Consider the following 21,414-nt stretch of genomic DNA (forward strand, 5'->3'; position numbering starts at 1 on the left):
AGGTCTCCGGATTCTCTAGCAGGTGGAGTTGAGTGCCTTGATGGGCAGTCGAAGTTTACCCATCATCTCGAGGTCCTGCTCCTGCGGCCGCCCAAGGGTCGTGAGATAGTTGCCGACGATGATCGCGTTGATGCCACCGAGGAGGCCCTGCTCGGCCCCGAGGTCACCGAGGGTCAATTCCCGACCTCCGGCGAAGCGGAGGATCGTCTTCGGCAGCGCGAGCCGGAACGCTCCGATCGCGCGCAGTGCATCCTGGGCGGGCATGACCTCGTAATCCGCGAACGGGGTCCCGGGGCGCGGGTCGAGGAAGTTCATCGGAACCTCGGTCGGATCGAGGGCGGCCAGATCCTGGGCGAACTCGGCACGCTGTTCAAGGGTCTCCCCCATGCCGAGGATGCCACCACAGCACACCTCCATGCCCGCTTCCTTGACCATCCGGAGTGTGTCCCTGCGGGTTTCCCAGGAGTGGGTGGTGACGACCTGGGGGAAATAGGAGCGGGCGGTCTCCAGATTGTGGTTGTACCGGTGCACACCGGCAGCAGCGAGGCGGTCCACCTGTTCCTGGGTCAGGATGCCAACGGACGCCGCGACTTCGATGTCGACCTCGGACTTGATCGCCGCAACGGCCTGTTCCAGCTGCGATAGAAGACGCTCATCCGGCCCCTTGACCGCGGCGACGATGCAGAACTCGGTTGCGCCGGTCTTCTGGGTCTGCTTCGCAGCGTCGACGAGTGCGGGAATGTCGAGCCACGCCGAACGGACGGGGGACTCGAAGAGACCGGACTGCGAGCAGAAGTGGCAGTCCTCGGGACACCCACCGGTCTTCAGGGAGATGATTCCCTCCATCTCCACCTCTTCGCCGCACCATTTCAGACGGACCTCATGGGCCAATTCGAGCAACTCCGGGAGACGATCGTCCGGCAGATTCAGTACGGCGAGAGTCTCCTCCTTGTCCAGGCCGACTCCGCCCTCTAGGACCTTCTTCCGGGCGACCGCGAGGATGTCGTCCTGCGCTCGCTCAGACACATCACTGTCGATGGTTGCCTTGGTCATTTTTCGGTCCTCCTGGGGATCGGGCTCCGGGATCAGTCTCCGGACACCGATAAAGGGCGGGCTGGTGGTCATTGGAAAACAAGGATACCGACTCGGTTGAACGCTGTTCAAAAAATGGACCACACCAATCACCGACTAACCCGATCCGGGGGGAGCTGCAGGAGAGCTGCATAAATGTCAAAACCCCGCCCGGGGACCCTGTTGAGGTTTCCGGACGGGATTTCAATTTTGCCTGTCGTCACCGGCTTCAGCACCGGTGACGGACTCCGATCAGTCGCAGAGCTTCCAGACGCCATCCTCCTTGAGGAACCGCATGGTGCCGGTCTCGACCTTGTCGCCTGAGTTGGCGGTTACCGTGGCGGAGGCGGTGTTACCCTCAACCATGATGTCGGTCACACTCTGCACTTCAGCCTTGCGGCCCTGCAGCTCGGGAATGAGTTCCATCGGAACATCCGGGATCTGGTTCAGGTCGTAGGCCTCGCGACCACCATTGGCCTGAAGCACGGAATTGCAGGTGTTGTCGAGAATGCCACCCAGGTAGCCCTTCAGGGTGGGGGCCCAAGCAACACGCCGGGTCAGATCCTCGATGGCCCGCGCCTCCTCTGGGGTCGCCGGGCGGCCCCCCTGGACCGGCGCCGCAGGTTTCGGGGACGGGAGATTCGCGGCTGCGGCCGCGACCGCGGCCGCAGCCTCCTGATCCGGCACCGGCGCCTGAGTGGCGGTTTCCTCCGACGTGGAGGGCTCCTCGGAATCGGTAGTTGTGGTGCTGCTCGTGGTCGAAGTGGAGGTCTCGGTCGAGGTCGACGTCGAGGTCGACGCGGACGTGGAGGTAGATGACGTGGCATCGGCCGAGTCATCTCCGCTCGAGCTACACGACACCATGGTCATGGAGAGCGGGGCGATCAGTGCGGCTGCTGCAATGGTCTTCTTCGCGAGACTAAGACTCGGCACGGGTGGTACTCCTGACTAATTCTGTGGACGGCACGGAAATCCGCACCCTGATCTGAAGTTTCACAATTTCTGGCTCCTCCACCCTAACAACCATGCCCCAGATTCCTCGTTATTTTTCCTTAAACTTGGACAATCTTTGACTGACCGTCAGGTGTGCGGCATCCACTGCACAAACTCCATGGTCCGCAAATCTACTGCACTCCCCCCTTCCGATCCACCGCCCACCCACACGCTGCGAGAAAACTCCCCGACCGACGACGTCGACGGCTATCGTGGCGGTGTGCAGTTGACCCGAGAGTCCATCATCACCGCCAGCCTCGATATTGCAGACACCTACGGGCTGGCGGACATGACCATGCGCCGCGTGGCGCGACAGCTCGGCGTCGCCCCCGGCGCCCTCTACTGGCACTTTCCCAGCAAGCAGGCGCTCATCGCAGCCATCGGACAGACCATCTGTGCTCCGGTCCTCGATGACGCCGCCACTGTCACCGGTACCACATGGACGGAGGCGACCTTAGCGATGTGCGCGCGCCTCCGGGCCGCGCTCCTCGACCACCGCGACGGGGCGGAAATCGTCTCCGCTGCCCTGTCCGACGCCACCCTGCACACCCAACTCACTGCCACCATTTCTGCAGCTCTCGGCGTCGGAGACGAGTTGAGCCGGGGCCACCGTGAGACCGGCGCCGTGACCCTCCTGCACTTCATCATGGGTGAGACTCTCCACGAGCAGTCGGTGGCGGCCATCCGCATCGCCGAGGGCGCGGCCCTACCCACGGAGGCGTCTGAATGCGGGGAAACCACGTTCCGACGGGGAGTGGCAGTCGTGCTGAGGGGACTTGGCGCACCGTGCGATATATGATTGCTCACCATGACTAGTTCCACCGCAGACGCCCACCAGATTTGGCCCGGCGACGCCTACCCGCTCGGCTCCACATACGACGGAGCCGGCACCAATTTCGCCCTCTTCTCCGACGTCGCGGAAAAGGTCGAGCTGTGCCTGCTCGACGAGAACAACAACGAGACCCGCATCCCGATCGAGGAGGTCGACGCCCACACCTGGCACTGCTACCTCCCCGGGGTACAACCCGGACAGCGTTACGGCTACCGGGTCTACGGCCCCTACGACCCGGCCAACGGTCACAGGTGCGACCCCAACAAGCTTCTCGTTGACCCCTACGCCAAGGCCTTCGACGGCGAGTTCGACGGGCACCCCTCCCTGTTCTCCTACGACATCAACGATCCCGAGGACCTGAGCAAGCGCAACACCGAGGACTCTCTCGGCCACACGATGACCTCCGTCGTCATCAACCCGTTCTTCGACTGGGCGAACGACCGCGCCCCGAAGACCCCCTACCACGAGACGGTCATCTACGAGGCCCACGTCAAGGGCATGACGATGACCCACCCGGATGTCCCGGAGAACCTCCGAGGCACCTACGCCGGACTGGCGCATCCCTCGATCATCGAGTACCTGCAGGACCTCGGTGTAACCGCCATCGAGCTAATGCCGGTCCACCAGTTCCTCCAGGACGACCGGCTCCGTGAACTCGGACTGCGCAACTACTGGGGGTACAACACCTTCGGGTTCCTCGCCCCGCACCAGGATTACGCCGCAGCGACGAAACCGGGCGGCGCCGTGAGCGAGTTCAAGGGAATGGTCCGGGCGTTCCACGACGCCGGGATCGAGGTCATCCTCGACGTGGTCTACAACCACACCGCCGAGGGCAACCACATGGGGCCGACCATCGTGTTCCGCGGAATCGACAATGCCGCCTACTACCGGCTCGTCGAGGACGACAAGCGGCACTACATGGACTACACGGGTACGGGCAATAGTCTGAACGTCCGGCACCCGCACACCCTGCAGCTGATCATGGACTCATTGCGCTACTGGGTCACCGAGATGCACGTCGACGGTTTCCGCTTCGACCTCGCTTCGACTCTTGCCCGTGAGCTCCATGACGTGGACCGACTATCCGCGTTCTTCGATCTCGTCCAGCAGGACCCGGTGGTCAGCCAGGTCAAGCTCATCGCCGAGCCCTGGGACATCGGTGAGGGCGGATACCAGGTGGGTAACTTCCCGCCACTGTGGACCGAATGGAACGGCAAGTACCGGGACACCGTTCGCGACTTCTGGCGCGGCGAACCCGCGACTCTCGGTGAATTCGCCTCCCGGCTGACCGGGTCGTCGGACCTCTACGCCAACAACGGCCGCCGCCCCACTGCATCGATCAACTTCGTCACCGCCCACGACGGCTTCACGCTCAACGATCTGGTGAGCTACAACGAGAAGCACAACGACGCCAACGGAGAGGACGGACGTGACGGCGAAAGCCACAACCGGTCCTGGAACTGCGGTGTCGAAGGCCCGAGCTCCGATCCGCAGGTCCGGCAGCTCCGCGCGCAGCAGCGCCGGAACTTCCTGACCACGCTCCTGCTCAGCCAGGGAACCCCGATGATCGCCCACGGTGATGAGATGGGGCGCACCCAGGAGGGCAACAACAACGTCTACTGCCAGGACTCCGAGCTGTCCTGGATCGACTGGGAGCAGGCGGAGGATAACAAGACACTGGTGAACTTCACCCGCCGACTGCTGCGCATTCGGGCCAACCACCCGGTCTTCCGCCGCCGTCGGTTCCTCGCCGGTGGCCCGCTCGGCGACGATGATCTCCGCCAGCGCGACATCGCCTGGCTCGTGCCGTCGGGAAAGCTGATGACCCAGGCTGACTGGGACTTCACCTTCGGTAAGTCCCTGATGGTCTACCTCAACGGCGACGCCATCGCGGAGCCCGGTGACCGCGGCGAGAGGATCACCGATGACTCCTTCATCATGTGTTTTAACGCCTACCACGAGCCGCTGGAGTTCACCCTGCCCAGCAGGCGGTTCGGTGTGCGTTGGCGCCTGATCGTCGACACTGTCGAGGAGACGGGGTATCCACTGGAGGAGGAGGTCATCGAGGCCGGTGGCAAGATCACCGTCCCCGCGCGCTCGACGATGATCCTCAAGCAGGTGGAACCTCCGGCGAAGGACCTGGACGATGAGACCGCATCCGATCGCACCACCCCCGGCTGTGTCCACGGAACGGACGACGAAATGCCCGAATCGAAGGCACCCGCGGCCGGCCCCCGGCGCACGGGTGCCGCCGAGGACGACTACCGCGACCGGACCGGAGACTACGTCTGATCCGAGTATGAATCGGGCCCGTCGCGGCCCCCAGCATCGAGAGGTGAACCCGACGTGATCGCAGCCCACGGCAGCACGGTCACCGTCACTCCGCAGCAGGTGACGGTGCACAACGACCCGCTGTTGACGGCGCTCCGGGGCTCCGGGCCGCAGATCCCGCTGGACCGGGTCACCGGCGTCACAGTCATCCCCGGTGACCCGGTCACCTGCGGTCGCGTGCTCCTGGTGGGACCGGACGCGGAGATCGTGTTCAGTCCCAACCAGACGGCCGAGATGCAGCAGTTCGTCGCCGCCCTCGATGTGGCACGCAGCGGCGACGCCCCCGCCGTCGAGATCCCCGGACTCGATTTCATCGCCCTCCACGTCGATCACGACGCCTCTTGGGACACGGTCACCGGAATCGCCGCCGCACGGGTCAGGGACGGCCTTGTCATCGACAACACGTCCTGGGGGAATCCGGGGAACCCCGACGGAGGTACAGACACCGCTGATCTTGTCGGTGTGCTCGCCGACTACATCGGTGACGATGCCGAGATTCTGGTCGCCCACAATGTCTACCGGCAGGTCACCGCCCTCCTCCGCACGGTCCGCGGATCAGGTACGTCCATACTTCCCGAGCTCTCCCTCGGGTGTACGCTCGCACTCGCACGAAGGGAACGGCCCGGCGACGACGACCACTCCCTCGCAGCGCTCTGCGGCACGTTCGGCCTCCCCGCACCAGACTCCCCCACTCTCGCCGCGGAGGCCACCGCCAGGCTCCTCGTCCTCCTGAACGGGGACACCACCACCCGGGACACGGTCGGCAAGGTTCTCACCGCATCCGGTTTCGATCTCGGCCGAATTGATCACGAACGGGTGTGGCCAGTGCTGGACATGGTCCCCAAGGCCCCGACACGCCCTGCCCCAGCTGGTTCCGAGGGGGGAAAGCGGAAGTCCCCCCGAACCGTCCCCTGGGCCAAGGTCGCCGTTCCGGACACCATCCCGGACCCGAACCCCGACGCCGATCCCGACGGTCTGCTCTACGGTCAGAATGTGACCCTGTCCGGCGATTTCGGCCCCTTCGACAAGGGACGGCTCTGGCACGAGATCGCCGACGCTGGGGCGACCATCGGCAAGAACGTGACGAAGAAAACCACCATCCTCGTCTGCGGTGAGTGGGGGAAGCCGACCTCCAAGCAGAAACGCGCGGAGGAGCTCATCGCCAAGGGACAGGACATATCACTCTGGTCCGCCGAGCAGCTCTTCATCACCCTGGGGCTGGATCCCGACGGGGAAGAGGATCTTCAGCCGCCGTTCTGAGGGGCCGGGAACCCGGTCGGTGTCGACCCGGGTCAGATCGGGTATGCGAACCACCACCTTCCCCGACGGATCGGGCGTGCATGTCTCTACGAACCTCGCGCACCCGCTGAATCTCCGGCTACTGCCTTTCCCGGTGTCGCGGTTTCCCCCGACCGGGCACGTGGGTATCGCGCTATCAGCGGGATTCGCCGCAGGCATCTGCGCCGGGGACCGGCTCCTGACAGAGGGGGATCTGCTGCGTTCCGGGATACCGGTCCGCACCGCCTGGGACCGGGCCGCAGCTGGAGCCCTCGAGGCCGCGCGCACCAGTGACGGGGTGCGGGTGTACGTCCGCACCCGCCCCGTGCCTGGATACCCGGGCAGTATCCTTCAGGTGGCGGTCCCCGGTCGTCCGACGACTGACTGGCTGGCGCATCCCGAGACATTCACCACCATCGACAGGCATCTCACCACGGTCTTCGGCAAGAACCCTGTGTGGTTCGCACCACGAGTCGGTGAGCTGTACGCGACCACCGGGGACCACGCTGCGTTGCAGGCGTGGGCCACCAGGCGATTCCACGACTCGGGGCTCGACGCCATCTGCCCCGAGCCCATCCACTGCACGGATGGCTTTCCCGTCGTGGAACGGCCCGCACAGGTCCAGGACAACAGCTGACGCCCGGACACCCGACTCCGGTTCAGGCCGTGATTCCGACCCCTGCAGCAGTTTCGCCACGCTTGTTCCGGACACCACGCGGGCTACAGTAGTGAACGCACGGGTCCGATGCCCACCTCAATGACCAACCCAGGAGAATCATGAGCCGCCGCCCCATCACCGCCACCTACCGTCTGCAGCTGCGTGGACCCGAGGCCGATCCCTCAGGCAGGGCATTCGGCTTCGCCGAGGCGGAGGCGGTTGTCCCTTATCTGGCGAAACTGGGCGTCAGCCACCTCTATCTCTCTCCCATACTCACCGCACCGGCAGATTCGGCCCACTCCTATGACGTGATCGACCCCACCGAGGTCAATCCGGCGTTCGGGGGTATCTCCGGGCTGCGGAGCCTCGCGGAAACCGCCCGAGACCATGGCCTCGGAATCATCATCGACATCGTCCCGAATCACCTCGGTGTCGAGGATCCCCGCCAGAACCCGTGGTGGTGGGATGTGCTGAAACTCGGCCAGGACAGTGAGTACGAGAGCTACTTCGACATCGACTGGCACGACGACAACGGTGCCGGTGGGAAACTCGGATTGCCGGTTCTCGGTGCGGAGGATGACGAGGAGAAACTCACCCTCGACGAGATCGACGGCGAGCCCGTCCTCCGCTACTACGACAGTGTCTTCCCTGTCCGCCCCGGAACCGAGGACGCCGACGACCCGGTGGCCGTCCACGACGCCCAAAGCTACCGGCTGATGTACTGGAAATCCGGCGTAATCGGCTACCGGCGTTTCTTCTCGGTCAACGGGCTGGCTGGTATCAGGCAGGAGGACCCGGTGGTCTTCGAACACACCCACCGGGTGCTGTCCCGACTGATCGCCGAGGACCTCATCGACGGGGTCCGGGTCGACCACCCCGACGGACTATCGGATCCCTTTTCCTATCTCGGACGACTCCGTGCTCTCATCGGGGACGACCGGTGGCTCGTCGTCGAGAAGATCCTCGGTGTGGACGAGCCCCTCGATCCGCGCCTCGCGGTTGACGGTACGACCGGATACGACGCGCTGCGGGAGTTAGATGGTGTGTTCATCTCGCGCGATGCGGAGGACACCCTATCCATGCTCGCGATGCAGCAGTCGGGGTCCGCCTGGGATGACGCCGCCGTCACAGCCACCGAGCACGCACTGAAGCGTTCCGTCGCGGCCGACGAACTCGCCGCAGAGGTGCGCCGACTGGCCAGGGCTGTGCGCCGCGACAACTTCTCCACCGCCGGTGACGGGGTGAGTGAGCGGATGCTGACGGACACGATCGTCGAGCTCGTCGCCGCGATGCCCGTCTACCGCGCCGACTACATCTCCCTGTCCCGCGTCACCGCCACGGTCGTCGCGGAGATGACCCGCCGCTTCCCGTCCAGGCGGGACGCCCTCGACCTCATCACCGCCGGACTCCTCGCCGACGGAGAAGCGGCCGTCCGATTCGCCCAGGTCTGTGGTGCTGTGATGGCCAAGGGCGTCGAGGACACGACGTTCTACCGGGCGTGCCGACTGGTCGCCCTCCAGGAGGTGGGTGGCGCACCGGGGCGTTTCGGTGTCGGCCCCGCCGAGTTCCACTTGCTCCAGCAGGAACGCAGTGTGCTGTGGCCGCGGACGATGACGACTCTGTCCACCCACGACACGAAGCGCAGCGAGGACGTCCGGGCCCGGATCATCGAGGTCACCGACATCCCCGGTGACTTCGCCGAGATGGTCCGCGAGGTCACCGCGATCACCCCTCCCCCGGATGGCGCCACCGGACACTTCCTGCTGCAGAATCTCATCGGTGTGTGGCCCGCCAACGGCCCGATGACCGATTCCGTCCGGGAGCGTTTCCACGCTTACGCCACGAAGGCGGTCCGCGAGGCGGGTACGCACACGACCTGGACCGACGTCGACGAGGGCTTCGAACAGTCCGTGTCGGATTGGATCGATGCACTCTGTTCCGGCCCCGCCACCGAACGGATCGCCGCGTATGTCGAACCCGTCGCCGCCGCCGCTGTTCAGATAACTCTGGGGCGGAAACTCCTGCACCTGATCGGCCCGGGTATCCCCGATATCTACCAGGGAACCGAGTTCGTCGACGATTCGCTGGTGGACCCGGATAACCGGCGTTTCATCGACTACACGGCCCGGAGTCAGACTCTCGAGCTTCTGTCGGCGGCCCCGAACCCGGTCGCCGCGGTCTGTGAGTCGGCGATTGCCGCCGGCGTCGCGGTCCCCGCACACGCCGGCGAAACCGATCTCGAACTCACCCCGGAGGAAGCCGAGGACACGTATCCGCATCTGCGGATACGGGCGGACATGGCGAAACAGGCGGTCGTCCACGCGGCGCTCGACGTCCGCCGGGACGAACCGGATTCCTTCGTGGGCGGTGACTATCAGGCGGTGTTCGCGGTGGGGCCAGCGGAATCGCATGTGGTCGGCATCGCGCGCGGACCGGAGGAACGCGACGTCCACGTGATCGCCCTCGCGGTGCGTCGCCCGCTCCGGCTGGCCGCCGACGGGGGCTGGCAGGACACGACGGTCACCCTTCCGGAGGGCACCTGGACGGATCGTTTGACCGGGAGGACGTTCTCCGGGGTCCAGCAGGCCGCTGTCCTGTTCGCGTTCCTCCCCGCTGCGCTGCTCGTCCGGGTGGCAGAGGAGGGCTGATGGGCGAACCGAACAGGCGGATCTCCGTGCTCGGACAGCGGTACGCGGAATGGGTGCGCGCCCATCCCCGGGCGGCGGGCGAATTCCGCGACGTCATCGAGGAGCTGCTCGCAGAGTCGGGTGTCACCTATGACCGGGTATCCGTGCGGGTCAAGGAGTGGCGTTCGCTAAAGGCGAAGGCCTATAAGACCGACGAGACGGGGAGACCCGTCTACCCCGACCCGTGGGACGACATCCACGACATCCTCGGTGTCCGGGTCACGGTGTACCACTCCACGGAGATCCCCCAGGTGATCAGTGTTCTGCGGGAGGCGTTCACCGTCCACCGATCGGTGGACAAGACCGCAGAGACCCGGGTGTCGGGTTCCTTCGGGTACGGCTCCCACCACCTGATCGTCGGTGTCGAGGGAACCAGTGACGCAACAGCTGAGCTCGCCGACTATGCGGGACTCCGCTTCGAGGTCCAGGTCCGCACGGTACTGCAGCACGCTTGGGCCGAGTTCGAACACGACATCCGGTACAAGGGTGGCGGGAAGACCCTCGATCCGCGGGTCGACCGGGCGTTCACACTGACAGCGGGGTTGATCGAGCTCGCCGACCAGCAGTTCGACCTCATCGCCTCGATCCAGGGGGATGCACCGGGAGATGCAGGCGAGGTCGAGCTGTCCGCTGAGACCCTCCCCGGCGTCCTCGCAGTTCTCGTGGGAAACCGTTTCCCCAGGTCCAAGTTCGAGTACTACGTGTGGTTGGAGGAGATTCTCGCCGCAAACGGCATCACCACCGTCGGGGAGCTGAAGAGCCTGCTCGACGACGCCGACATCGACGCAGTCCAGAGGTCCATGCGATACCAATTCACCCCGGGACAGGTACGAATCATCGACGATCTACTGCTCCGCCGTTTTGGCAGGGAACACATCGAGCGAACAAAAAAGACGGGTATCCGCGCGGCGAGCCGGGCCGCGCGTCTCAAGCAACGGCTTAAGGTAATGGAAGCTGATCACATCATCAGCTGACACCGGGCCCAACGCCAGAACGAGACCGCAGAAACCTGCGGCATCGGATACAAGGAGTAGATGAAAAACATGAGTTCCATCCAGAATTTCCCCGACCTCGCCGACGCCATCCACGTGTGGGCACTGTCCGTCGCAGATTTCTTCCGCGGATTCGGCGCCAACTTCCCGCCCGCAGGCTCCAGCATGTGATCTGCTGCGTGAGGTGATCAGGGTGCCCGACCGAGCAGCCGGTCCGTCTCCCGCCGTTCCCGTTTGGTCGGTCGCCCCGCCCCGCGATCCCGCCGAGGTACCGACGCGAGTATTTCCTTTGGAGGTGGCGGTGGCGAGTGGTCGATGTAGCACGTCCTGGCGACCGCGGCGCCGACGCGTTTCCGGATCGTCCGAGTCACCTCCACCTCGTGCAGCCGATGGTTCACCCACACCCGGACACGGTCACCAGGCACGATCTGCTGGGCGGGTTTCACCGCTCCACCGTTGACCTTCACATGCCCCGCCTTACACGCCTGACCGGCAGCCTGGCGGGTTTTCAGTAGCCGGACCGCCCAGACCCACGCGTCGACGCGAACCGGACCGATCTCTTCCACGGACTGCGTGCCACCAGCCATCGTCAGTTGTTGTCCCGGTGACCCGTGATCGCCTGGATACGCCGCCAGTTGTAGAAACCACCAGCGACCGCGGCGACGAGCCCCAGAATCAACCAGAACCAGCTCGACGCGACGAGCGCCAGCACGATGCCTCCGACGACGCCACCGCCGACGCAGACCACACCGGCCCTCGCGTGCTTCCGGACCGCGTGTTTCCGCTGTTCGATCGGGTTCCTCGGATATTTTTCAATGCTCATGGGAAACCAGTCTATCGGGGCGAGGCGATCAGGGAAGTTCAATCCACTCCGTGCCCAGCCGCTCCGGCTCCACGGTCCCCTGCGTCACGGACGCCAGAGTTCCGGTCAAGTCGGCACCGCCACCGGGTTCCACCGCGACGTGGATCGTCGCCTGCGCCGCGTAGTCGGTCCCCGTCACCTCGATCCCCCGGTTGCGCAGCTCCGATTCCAGGCGACCCGCGTCGGCGTGCCCGACCGTAACCGCGTACAACTCACGCCGCGCCCGGGTCACCACCGGAACCCGCTCCAGCGCACCGGACACCGCGTCCGAGTAGGCGCGCACCAATCCACCGGTGCCGAGTTTGACGCCGCCGAAGTACCGGACGACGATCACTGCGACGTCGAGAAGCCCCGATCCCCGCAGCACCTCGAGCATCGGTGCACCCGCGGTTCCCGAGGGCTCCCCGTCGTCACTGGAGCGCTCCACCGGATTCGCGGCATCCACGTGGTAGATGTAGGCGCTGCAGTGGTGGCGGGCATCCGGGTAGGTGCCCCGCACCTCGGCGATGAACGCCCGCGCTTGGTCCTCATCCGCTGCCCTGGTGACCAGGGTGATGAACCGGGACCGCTTGATCTCGAGTTCTGTCGTGGTGACGACGTCGGGCGCGGGAAGGCGGTACATGAACACCATTGTGCCGGAAGTCGCGTCCTCGCCTAGCCTTGGGTGCATGCGACATTTCTCAGTCTGGGCACCCAACGCCGATGACCTCCAGTTGATCGTCGATGACACCACCCACGCCATGCGGCAGCTCGATGACGGGTGGTGGACACCGGAGACACCCCTGACCCCGGAACCCGGTATGCGCTACGGATACCGGATCCGAAAGGACAGCGAGTGGGTCGGCCCGTGGCCGGATCCGCGTTCCGCGGAGCAGCCGGACGGTATCCACGGTCTATCCCGGGTCCCGGAGGACACCTACCCGTGGTCCGACGGAGACTGGACCGGCCGTGACCTTCCCGGGCAGGTGATCTACGAACTCCACGTGGGCACCTTCTCCCCCTCCGGTGACTTCGCGGGAGTCGTCGACCGGCTCGACCACCTCGTCGACCTGGGCGTGACCACCATCGAACTCATGCCGGTCCAGCCTTTCGGCGGCAACCGCAACTGGGGCTACGACGGCGTGCTGTGGCACGCGGTCCATGCGGGCTACGGCGGTCCCGAGGGCCTAAAGAAACTCGTGGATGCCGCTCACGCCCGCGGCGTCGCCATCATCCTCGACGTCGTCTACAACCACTTCGGTCCGGACGGAAACTACAACGGATTCTTCGGCCCCTACACCGCCGGCGGATCCACCGGATGGGGTGATGTGGTCAACCTCAACGGACCCGACAGCAACGAGGTTCGCCGGTACATCATCGACGCCGCGCGCGGCTGGTTCGAGGACTTCCACGTCGACGGGCTGCGCCTCGACGCGGTGCAGGCCTACCACGATCCCGGTGCACTGCACCTGTTGGAGGAACTGCAGATCATGGCCACCGAGGTGTCCGCGGCGACAGGTGTACCGCGCAGCCTCATCGCGGAGTCGGACCAGAACGACCCCCGACTGGTGACCGCCCGCCAGGCAGGTGGCTACGGTGTCGCCGGCCAGTGGGACGACGACATCCACCACGCACTGCACACCCTCGTCTCCGGTGAGCGGCACGCCTACTACGCGGACTTCGGTTCCACGGAGGTTCTGGCGAAGACCCTCCGCGAGGTGTTCCTCCACGACGGCACGATGTCGACGTTCCGGGGCAAGCGTCACGGCCGCCCCGTGAACCGGGAGTTCACCCCGGCCAGCAGCTTCGTCACCTACACCACCACACATGACCAGGTGGGCAACCGGGCGACCGGTGACCGCCCGAGCATGAACCTCTCCCCCGCCCAGCAGGTGCTCAAGGCGGCGACGATCCTCACCTCGCCGTACACCCCGATGCTGTTCATGGGGGAGGAATTCGGTGCGACGACGCCGTTCGCGTTCTTCTGCTCCCACACCGACGATGAGCTGAACCGACTCACCGGTGAGGGCCGCAAGCGGGAGTTCACCCGCTGGGGCTGGGACGAGCAGGAGATCCCGGAGCCCTCCGATCCCGCCACGTTCGAGGCCTCGAAGCTGGACTGGGACTTCACCGACGGGCAGCAGGACATTCTCGACGCCTACCGCTCGCTGCTCCAGTTACGCCGGGAGCACCGTCTCGCGCGTCCGTGGCTGTACGACATCGACGTCACCCACGGTGAGCGGTGGGTGGCGGTGGACCGGGGCGACGTGGTGTTCGTCGGCAACTATTCCGACGAGCCCGTCAGGGTCGATTTCGGTGGCGAGCTGATCTACTCGTTCACCGATCCCGAGGTCGGTGCGGATGCGACGACGCTGGATCCCTGGGGCTTCGCACTGATCCGGCGCTGATTCCCTGGTCCGCCCGGGTGCCGTTCAGTCCCGGGTGCTCAGGGTCCGGTTCGCGACGAGAACGGTCAAGAGCGCCACGAGCGCGGCGACCGCGCTGGCGGCGACGACCCCGTGCCGGAACGCCAGGTCCGCGGCGGCGATGAGGTCGGTGTTCCCGCCCGCCAGCTGGTGGGCGCGCACGAGGGAGTCTCCGGCGGCCTCGGGGAGATCGGTCGTCGCGGCCAGCCGGTGGCCGAACACCCCCATCACCGTCGCGCCGAGCACCGCGGTACCGAACGCCCCACCGAGCTCGTAGCCGGTCTCGGACAGCGAGGCGGCGGCACCGGCGCGCCTCGGGGGCGCCGCGGTGAGGATGTAGTCGTTGCTGACGGGGTCGATCATGCCGCAGCCGACTCCGAGGACGGTGAACCCGACGGCGAGCCACGGGCCCGAGCCGCCGAGGTGCTCCCCCATGCCGAGGGCGTCGGCGGCGAAGATGACACTCGCCACGGCGGCGAGGATCAGTGCGGCGACGAGCAGGGGGCGGGGCGGGATCCGCACCATGAGCCGGCCGGTGACCAGCGTCGCGACGACCGAGGCGATCAGCCCGGGGAACATGAGCAGGCCTGCGGCGAGCGGGGTGTACCCGAGCACGGTCTGCAGGTACTGGGAGAGGTAGAAGAGCACTCCGATGTAGAGGAACATCGACACCCCATTGATGACGACGACCGTCGCGTAGACGCGGTTGCGGAGGAGCTCGACGTCGATCAGCGGTGTCTCCGTGGTCCGTAGGTGCCGGACGAGCAGACGGGCGGAGACGACGCACACTGCCGCGCACGCGATGACCCAGGCGTCGATTCCCTCGACGGGCACGACCTTCACCACGTAGACGAGGGTGAACAGCGCGAGAATACTCAACACGGCGCCGGGGCCGTCGAATGCCGCTCCGCTCTTGCCCGCGGACGCCGGGAGCGTCACCAGTCCCCCGACGATGATCACGGCGACGAGTGGCACGTTGATGAGGAACACGGAACCCCAGTGGAAGTGCCCGAGCAGATAGCCGCCCAGCACGGGGCCGATGGCGGCACCCACGGCGTACACCGACACCCACACCGATACGGCCCGTGCCCGTTCCCGGGAGTCGGTGAACATCTCCCGGATGAGCGACAGCGTCGACGGCATGAGCGTCGCCCCGGCGGCACCCTGGAGTGCACGCCCGACGATCAACCATTCGGGCGTCTGGGCCGTGGCGGCGAGCACCGAGGCCGCACCGAACAGTCCCGCGCCGATGAGCAGCACCTTCCGGCGTCCCACCCGGTCGCCGAGCGTCCCCATCGTGATGAGGAGCGCGGCCAGCACGAAGGCGTAGACGTCGATGATCCACAGCAGCTGCGTCGCGGACGGGTCAAGGTCCGCGGCAATCGCCGGTACGGCGAAGTTGAGTACGGTGGTGTCGATCGCCAGAACAGCGATGGCGAAGCAGAGGACGGTGAGTCCCCACCAGCGTCGCGGGTGGGCCTGAGGGGTATCTGTCACGGGTTCTTCCGGGGTCGGTCCGAGTGTGCTTACCTAGTTCAGATAACACGACCGCTTCCGACCTCGACAAACCGGTGGAGCGCTACGTGAGGAAGTGGTACTCCGGGGTTCCGGGCTGCAACTGGCGGCACCCGATCCGCGACTGTGCCATTCGTGCGAGCAGCGGGTCCAGATCCGTGGCAGCCCCCAGTTGCAGGCCGACGAGCGCGGTTCCGGTCTCCCGGTTGTTGCGCTTGAGGTACTCGAACAGCGTGATGTCATCATCAGGCCCGAGGATCTCCTCGAGGAACATGCGCAGTTGCCCCGGTTCCTGCGGGAAATCAACCAGGAAATAGTGCTTGAGCCCACGGTGAACGAGCGAACGTTCCACGATCTCGTTGTAGCGCAGCACATCATTGTTACCGCCTGAGATGATGCACACCACGACATCCCCCTTACGGGGGCGGAACTCCTTGAGCCCCGCGACGGAGAGCGCCCCGGCGGGCTCCGCTACGATCCCCTCATTCTGGTACAGACCAAGCATTTCCGTACAGACCGCGCCCTCGCTGACACTCATCATGTGCACCCGGGAACGGTTCCGGTCGATCACCTCGTAGTTAAGATCACCGATCCGTTTGACAGCGGCACCGTCAACAAAGGGGTCGATGGAGTCGAGCGCCACGGGACCGTCAGATGCAAGCGCAGCCTGCATGGATGCAGCACCGGCGGGTTCGACGCCGACGACAGCGGTCCGGGGAGCCATGTCTGCGAGATAACTCGTGACACCTGCGATGAGCCCACCGCCACCGACCGGCACGAGGATGCTGTCAGCGGTCTTCCCCAGGGACGTGAGCTGGGAGAGGATCTCTGCAGCCACTGTTCCCTGGCCGATGATGGTGTTCCGCGCGTCGAAAGGTTCCACGACGGTCGCACCGGATTCCGCGGCCGCGGCCCGTGCCGCGGCGGAGGCCTCGTCGAAGTTGTGGCCGGTCACGACGACCTCAATGCGGTCCCCACCGTGGACGCGGATCCGGTCAAGTTTCTGCTTCGGAGTCTGGTCCGGCACGAAAATCCGACCGTCGATCCCGAGAGTCCGGCACACATACGCAACTCCCTGTGCGTGATTACCGGCGGATGCGGCGACGATCCCGGCCGCCCGCTGTTCCTCGGTAAGCTGAGCCACGTTGTTGTAGGCCCCCCGGATCTTGTACGAGCGGACATCCTGCAGGTCCTCGCGCTTGAGGTACACCTCGGCGCCGGATTCCTCACTCAACCGGGGACAGTACTGGAGCGGGGTCGGGCCGATCACCGTGGAAATTCGCGCCTGTGCCATCTGGATGTCTGCAGCATGAATCGGCATGGTCGCCGTCGATACAGGGTCGGATGAGACAGAATTGGTTCGATGATCGGTCATGACCGTTGATTGTAGTGGTCGGCACGACACGCAAGTCTGTCTGGGTCCCGGCCCCCGGAACACGTCACACGGATTTCAGGCCCTGTTGACCCGACCGCCACTTTCCGTGCACCACGATGCAGTACAAGTGGTACTACCCGACCCAGCCACAGGAGATCATCGTGTTCCGACGCTCATCGCACCACCGAAGTGCTCTTGCCCTCTGCGTGACGACGGCCCTCACCGCCGCAGCCCTCACCACGCCGACCTCAGGGGCGGTGATCGTCGAGAATCAGATCAGCGCGCAGGCCCCCGGCGCGGCGCTGTCCCTGACGCCCCTGGGAACGTACGAGAGTGGCCGGATCGGTGAATCAGCCGCCGAGATCACCGTCTACCACGCGGCGAGTAAGCGCCTGCTCACCGTCAACGCCCACGCCGGGGCCGTCGACGTGATCGACATCGCCGACCCGGCGAATCCCGTCAAGCTGTTCTCCATTAGCGCCGGGGCGGATGTCACCATCAACTCCGTCGCCGTCCGAGCGGACGGCCTCGCCGTTGCCGCGGTCGAGGCACCGACCGCCACAGACCCGGGAACCGCCGTGTTCTTCGACGCCGCCAGCGACGGAGCGATCCTCGGTTCCGTCGGTGTCGGTGCACTGCCCGACATGGTGACCATCACCGACGATGGTCGTTACGCCCTCGTCGCCAACGAGGGCGAACCGAACAAGGACCACACCGTCGACCCCGAGGGCAGTGTCAGCGTCATTACGCTGCCGGGCACGATCGCCGCGGCCATCGACGCGGATGTCCGGACCGCGTATTTCACCAGATTCACCGAGGGCGACCTCCCGGAGGGCGTGCGGGTCTTCACCCCGGAGGGTGTCCCTGGCACCGTAGCGCAGAATCTCGAACCGGAGTACATCACAACCCACGGGGACACCGCCTGGGTGAGCCTGCAGGAGAACAACGCGCTGGCGGTCATCGACATCCCATCCGCAACCGTTACCGACCTTCTACCGCTCGGAACCGTCGACTTCCGTGAAGTACCGACTGACGTCTCCGACAAGGACGGCGAACTGAAGCTCGGCAACTGGCCGCTGAAGGGACTCCTCCAACCCGACGCGATCGCTTCCTATGAGGTGTCCGGCACCCCGTACATCGTCACCGCGAACGAGGGGGACGCCCGCGATTTCGAGGAGGCCAGGGTCGGCGATCTCACGCTGTGCCCCGGGTTCGAGGGCCTCGACGCAAAGGCGATCGGTGACCTGCAGAAGAAGAAGCGGATGGGTCGCCTCAAGGTGACCACCACCCTCGGGTACAACTCCGACGACTCCTGCTACGACGAGCTGTTCGCCTTCGGCGGTCGTGGATTCAGCATCGTCACCGCCGACGGAACCCGGATCTACAACTCCAACGATGATTTTCTCCGCATCGTCTCCCAGTTCCCGGAGCTCGCCGCCGACATCGACGGCCGTTCCGATGACAAGGGCACCGAACCTGAAGGGATCACCCTCGGGCAGATCGGGGGACGCACCTACGCCTTCATCGGACTGGAGCGCGCCGGCGGGATCATGGTCTACGACATCACCGACCCCCGATCCCCCGCATTCGTCAGCTATGTGAACAACCGCGATTATGGGCATCCGTTCGACAGCCCGGCAGCGGGCGATGTCGGACCCGAGGGACTGGCGTTCATCCCGGCAGCCGAGTCACCGAACGGCCAGAACCTGCTGGCCGTGGCCAACGAGGTGTCGGGTACCACGACGATCTGGGAGATCACCGCAGAGAGCGACGGGAACGACGACGGAGATCAGCTTCCCGTACCCGACGGATCCTCCCACGGTTCGATCACCGGTGGGGTCATCGCGGCAATCCTCGGGACTCTCGGCGCGGTGTTCGCTGAGATCCCGGTCATCGGTGGGTACCTGCACGCTGCGCTCCAGTCGCTCCAGAACCTGCTGCTGCGCGAGCAGTAGAGCGGAGAACGCACTGGAACAACCGATGCCGGGCCGGTGGGAACCGGGGGTTAGAAACCGATCCGGCCACGGTCGATGTCGCGCGGGTCATCCTGCGCGGAACGACGTACCCCGGGGTCGTGGTCGTCCATCTTCCCGTTCAGTCTGGCCCGAGCCACCTGTATCGGTATAACGACCACAGCGACGGCCACCAGCACGAGGAACCAGACCATGACGTCCCCTTCCCTCGTCCAACGTGGTGTGTCCCACCACGCCCCGGTGCGGGGTCCCGCCTGGTGCACCGATCCTGCAACGCGGGATAGCGGGTGGTCGGCATCCGCTACAGAACAGTGATGGCTCAGTTGCCGACGGTCCCGTGATCTACAGTCACAGTGTGCCCGCTTTTTCGGGTCACCTGTGGACGGTGACGGATCCAGGGCGCCGCCGACGGTGATCAGGATCGGGGTCACGATCCAGGTCGGCTCCCACCGTCGGTCGACCGGTTCGGGTTCTGTCGGTCCCCACCGTCCGAGCAGGAGTCGGTCAACCTCGGGCAGGCTCCGGTCGAGTTCCCGGCCTCTACGGGACCGCTCACCGATCTTCTCGCTCTGCTCCTCGCGCCACCGCCGACCCGAAAGTCGACGGCAGGCCGCACCGCCGAGGACCACGGTCTCCGGAGCACCGGAGTGCAGGGTTTCAGTACGCGACGGCGGCACCATCAGCCGAATCCGCGTCTCCGCTCCCCCGGTTCAGGGCCCAGGTCTCGGATTCGCGGAGCATCGCCCACAGTTGGGCGTATGCCCCACCTGCCGCCAACAGCTCCCGGTGAGTTCCCCGCTGGACGCACTGACCGCCCTCGAGGACGACGATGTCATCAGCCCTGACGATGGTGGACAGTCGGTGTGTGACAATGATCGCCGTCCGTTCCCGGCACAGCTCGTCGAGCGCACGGAGAACGGCAGCTTCACTCACCGGGTCGAGGGAGGCCGTCGCCTCATCGAGAAGGACGACGGGCGCGTCACTGACGACAGCCCGCGCGATGGACAGTCGTTGACGCTGCCCACCGGACAGTCCTGCACCGTCTTCCCCTAGGACGGTGTCGTACCCGTCATCGAGTGAGGTGATGAACCGGTGGGCCTGCGCGGTGCGGGCGGCGGCGATGATCTGGTCCCGCGAGGCCCCCGGGTTGCCGACCGCTATATTGTCCGCAACGGTGCCCGGGAACAGATGGATGTCCTGGAACACCTGGGTGATCGTCTTGCACCGGGTGGCTGTGTCCATGTCTCTGACATCGACTCCGCCGATCAGGACCACGCCTTCCCCGGGGTCGTCCCCTCTGTCGATCAGGGACAGCAGGGTCGATTTGCCACTACCTGAGCGTCCGACGAGGGCGGTGGTCGTTCCCGGGGCAACACGGAAGCTCACCTCCCGGAGGGCCGGGACACCGTCTGTGTAGGTGTAGCTCACCCCGGAGAGTTCCACACCGTTGTCGGAGGGCTGTCGGGGTTGCCGGGGTGCGGGGAGCGGCGGGAGCCGCAGAACGTCCACCGCCCGCCTGATCGCAGCCTGGGTGAGTTGCCAGGATTCGCCGGCGGCCAGCACCCCGTGCACCGGCTGGTAGACGCCGACCGCGAATGTCGCCACCACTGCGACAACAACACGGGTGTCGGTCACCTCCCCGTGGGTCAGCCGCCAACCTCCAACCGCGAGGATCAGGGGAAGACCGGTCTGGACGACGAGCCCGGCGGCACCGGAGGGCACGACCAATCGGTGCACCATTTTCACGGACACCTCACGAAAGGCGTTCACCGCACGGCCGTAGTAGGACAAGCTCCGCTGTTCACCCGCGTAGAGCCACAGCGCCGGTGCCGAGGCCACGAGATCAATCATCGCCGAAGCCGCATGAGCTTGTTTCCCCTGTCGCTCATCACCGAGCTCGGCGAGCCGCCTGCCGCTCACTGCCATGACGGGCCAGACAGCGATGATCGGCGCGGCGAGCGCCAGTGCGAGAACCGGGTCGTGGAACAACACGACGACGATCACCGCCAGCGGAAAGCCGAGCACCTGCCCGGTGCGGGGTAGCGCATCGGAGAGGAACTCCTCGACGGTCTGGGTGTCACTGGTCACCAGGGCGGAAATGTCCGCGCGTGTACGACCGCCGAGTGAAGTCTGTGGGAGGGTCACGATATGGTTGAGTACCGCGATCCGCAGTTCGGCGACCACCTCGTAGGCCGCAAGCCACGACAATCGTGCGGCGAGCCACCCCATAACCAGTTGCCCGGACAATGAGAGGATTGAGAGCACCGCGACCTGCGTCACGTGATCACCATGCATGATCCCACCGGTGGCGAGAACCATGATGACTGTGACCGCCGCATAGAACCCGAGGGCCAGGAACAGCGACTGCGCGATTCGGGCTGTAACTCCACCGAGCACCCGCCACCTGGCGCCACCGGCGTGCCTCCAGAGAATCGCCACCCC

Annotated in this window: 17 protein-coding genes; 8 read left to right on the top strand and 9 right to left on the bottom strand. The window is 65.6% G+C overall.

All coding sequences use genetic code 11. From position 1 onward, the window contains the following. Positions 1-15: 15 nt before the first annotated feature. Both bioB and JDV76_RS07545 read right to left on the bottom strand, forming a co-directional pair. Complete coding sequence (bioB, locus tag JDV76_RS07540; RefSeq protein ID WP_198736231.1) at positions 16-1,053, bottom strand: biotin synthase BioB; 1,038 nt, start codon at positions 1,051-1,053, stop codon at positions 16-18. Between the two features lie 270 nt (positions 1,054-1,323). Then, positions 1,324-2,004, bottom strand: coding sequence for a hypothetical protein (locus JDV76_RS07545; RefSeq protein WP_198736232.1), 681 nt, complete (start codon positions 2,002-2,004; stop codon positions 1,324-1,326). 280 nt (positions 2,005-2,284) lie between these two features. Here JDV76_RS07545 and JDV76_RS07550 point away from each other — a divergent pair, with 280 nt between their 5' ends. The 6 genes from JDV76_RS07550 to JDV76_RS07575 all read left to right on the top strand — a co-directional run bounded on the left by JDV76_RS07550 (position 2,285) and on the right by JDV76_RS07575 (position 10,824). Beyond that, complete coding sequence (locus tag JDV76_RS07550; RefSeq protein WP_198736460.1) at positions 2,285-2,863, top strand: TetR family transcriptional regulator; 579 nt, start codon at positions 2,285-2,287, stop codon at positions 2,861-2,863. Between the two features lie 9 nt (positions 2,864-2,872). Beyond that, entirely contained in the window at positions 2,873-5,188 is a 2,316-nt protein-coding gene (gene glgX / locus JDV76_RS07555) for a glycogen debranching protein GlgX (RefSeq protein ID WP_198736233.1), read from the top strand. A 54-nt stretch (positions 5,189-5,242) separates the two neighbouring features. Further along, the gene (locus JDV76_RS07560) at positions 5,243-6,487 is read left to right on the top strand and encodes a hypothetical protein (protein ID WP_198736234.1); all 1,245 of its coding nucleotides are present in this window, start codon (positions 5,243-5,245) and stop codon (positions 6,485-6,487) included. A 43-nt stretch (positions 6,488-6,530) separates the two neighbouring features. Further along, complete coding sequence (locus JDV76_RS07565; RefSeq protein WP_198736235.1) at positions 6,531-7,142, top strand: hypothetical protein; 612 nt, start codon at positions 6,531-6,533, stop codon at positions 7,140-7,142. Positions 7,143-7,282: 140 nt separating this feature from the next. Then, on the top strand, positions 7,283-9,811 hold the full coding sequence (gene treY, locus JDV76_RS07570; protein ID WP_198736236.1) for a malto-oligosyltrehalose synthase: 2,529 nt from the start codon (positions 7,283-7,285) through the stop codon (positions 9,809-9,811). Then, a complete protein-coding gene (locus tag JDV76_RS07575; RefSeq protein ID WP_198736237.1) occupies positions 9,811-10,824 on the top strand; it encodes a GTP pyrophosphokinase in 1,014 nt (337 codons plus the stop codon). Before treY ends, JDV76_RS07575 begins: the two co-directional genes overlap by 1 nt. 206 nt (positions 10,825-11,030) lie before the next feature. Here the strand turns inward: JDV76_RS07575 and JDV76_RS07580 are convergent, their stop codons facing one another. Genes JDV76_RS07580 through JDV76_RS07590 form a run of 3 tightly spaced genes read right to left on the bottom strand, consistent with a single transcriptional unit; the run spans position 11,031 to position 12,335 of the window. Next, complete coding sequence (locus JDV76_RS07580) at positions 11,031-11,429, bottom strand: RNA-binding S4 domain-containing protein (RefSeq protein ID WP_198736238.1); 399 nt, start codon at positions 11,427-11,429, stop codon at positions 11,031-11,033. Between the two features lie 2 nt (positions 11,430-11,431). After that, complete coding sequence (locus tag JDV76_RS07585; protein WP_198736239.1) at positions 11,432-11,665, bottom strand: hypothetical protein; 234 nt, start codon at positions 11,663-11,665, stop codon at positions 11,432-11,434. Between the two features lie 28 nt (positions 11,666-11,693). Next, complete coding sequence (locus JDV76_RS07590) at positions 11,694-12,335, bottom strand: IMPACT family protein (protein ID WP_376992953.1); 642 nt, start codon at positions 12,333-12,335, stop codon at positions 11,694-11,696. A 37-nt stretch (positions 12,336-12,372) separates the two neighbouring features. On the opposite strand from JDV76_RS07590, the gene treZ reads away from it, so the two are divergent. Next, positions 12,373-14,091: a malto-oligosyltrehalose trehalohydrolase gene (treZ, locus tag JDV76_RS07595; RefSeq protein ID WP_232958963.1), complete on the top strand. Its 1,719-nt coding sequence runs from the start codon at positions 12,373-12,375 to the stop codon at positions 14,089-14,091. 24 nt (positions 14,092-14,115) lie between these two features. Here treZ and JDV76_RS07600 read toward each other — a convergent pair whose 3' ends face one another. Continuing rightward, on the bottom strand, positions 14,116-15,606 hold the full coding sequence (locus JDV76_RS07600; protein WP_198736242.1) for an MFS transporter: 1,491 nt from the start codon (positions 15,604-15,606) through the stop codon (positions 14,116-14,118). Between the two features lie 82 nt (positions 15,607-15,688). Next, positions 15,689-16,999, bottom strand: coding sequence for a threonine ammonia-lyase IlvA (gene ilvA / locus JDV76_RS07605; RefSeq protein ID WP_198736243.1), 1,311 nt, complete (start codon positions 16,997-16,999; stop codon positions 15,689-15,691). A 116-nt stretch (positions 17,000-17,115) separates the two neighbouring features. On the opposite strand from ilvA, the gene JDV76_RS07610 reads away from it, so the two are divergent. Further along, positions 17,116-18,954, top strand: a complete 1,839-nt coding sequence (locus JDV76_RS07610; RefSeq protein WP_198736244.1) for a choice-of-anchor I family protein — start codon at positions 17,116-17,118, stop codon at positions 18,952-18,954. A gap of 50 nt (positions 18,955-19,004) precedes the next feature. Here the strand turns inward: JDV76_RS07610 and JDV76_RS07615 are convergent, their stop codons facing one another. Further along, positions 19,005-19,652 carry a hypothetical protein gene (locus tag JDV76_RS07615; RefSeq protein WP_198736245.1) on the bottom strand — a complete coding sequence of 216 codons (648 nt, stop codon included), beginning with the start codon at positions 19,650-19,652 and terminating at the stop codon, positions 19,005-19,007. After that, positions 19,630-21,411: an ABC transporter ATP-binding protein gene (locus JDV76_RS07620; RefSeq protein ID WP_248140795.1), complete on the bottom strand. Its 1,782-nt coding sequence runs from the start codon at positions 21,409-21,411 to the stop codon at positions 19,630-19,632. Before JDV76_RS07620 ends, JDV76_RS07615 begins: the two co-directional genes overlap by 23 nt. Positions 21,412-21,414 lie beyond the last annotated feature (3 nt).

Source organism: Corynebacterium marambiense, from assembly GCF_016342275.1.
GTDB classification, from domain to species: Bacteria; Actinomycetota; Actinomycetes; order Mycobacteriales; family Mycobacteriaceae; genus Corynebacterium; species Corynebacterium marambiense.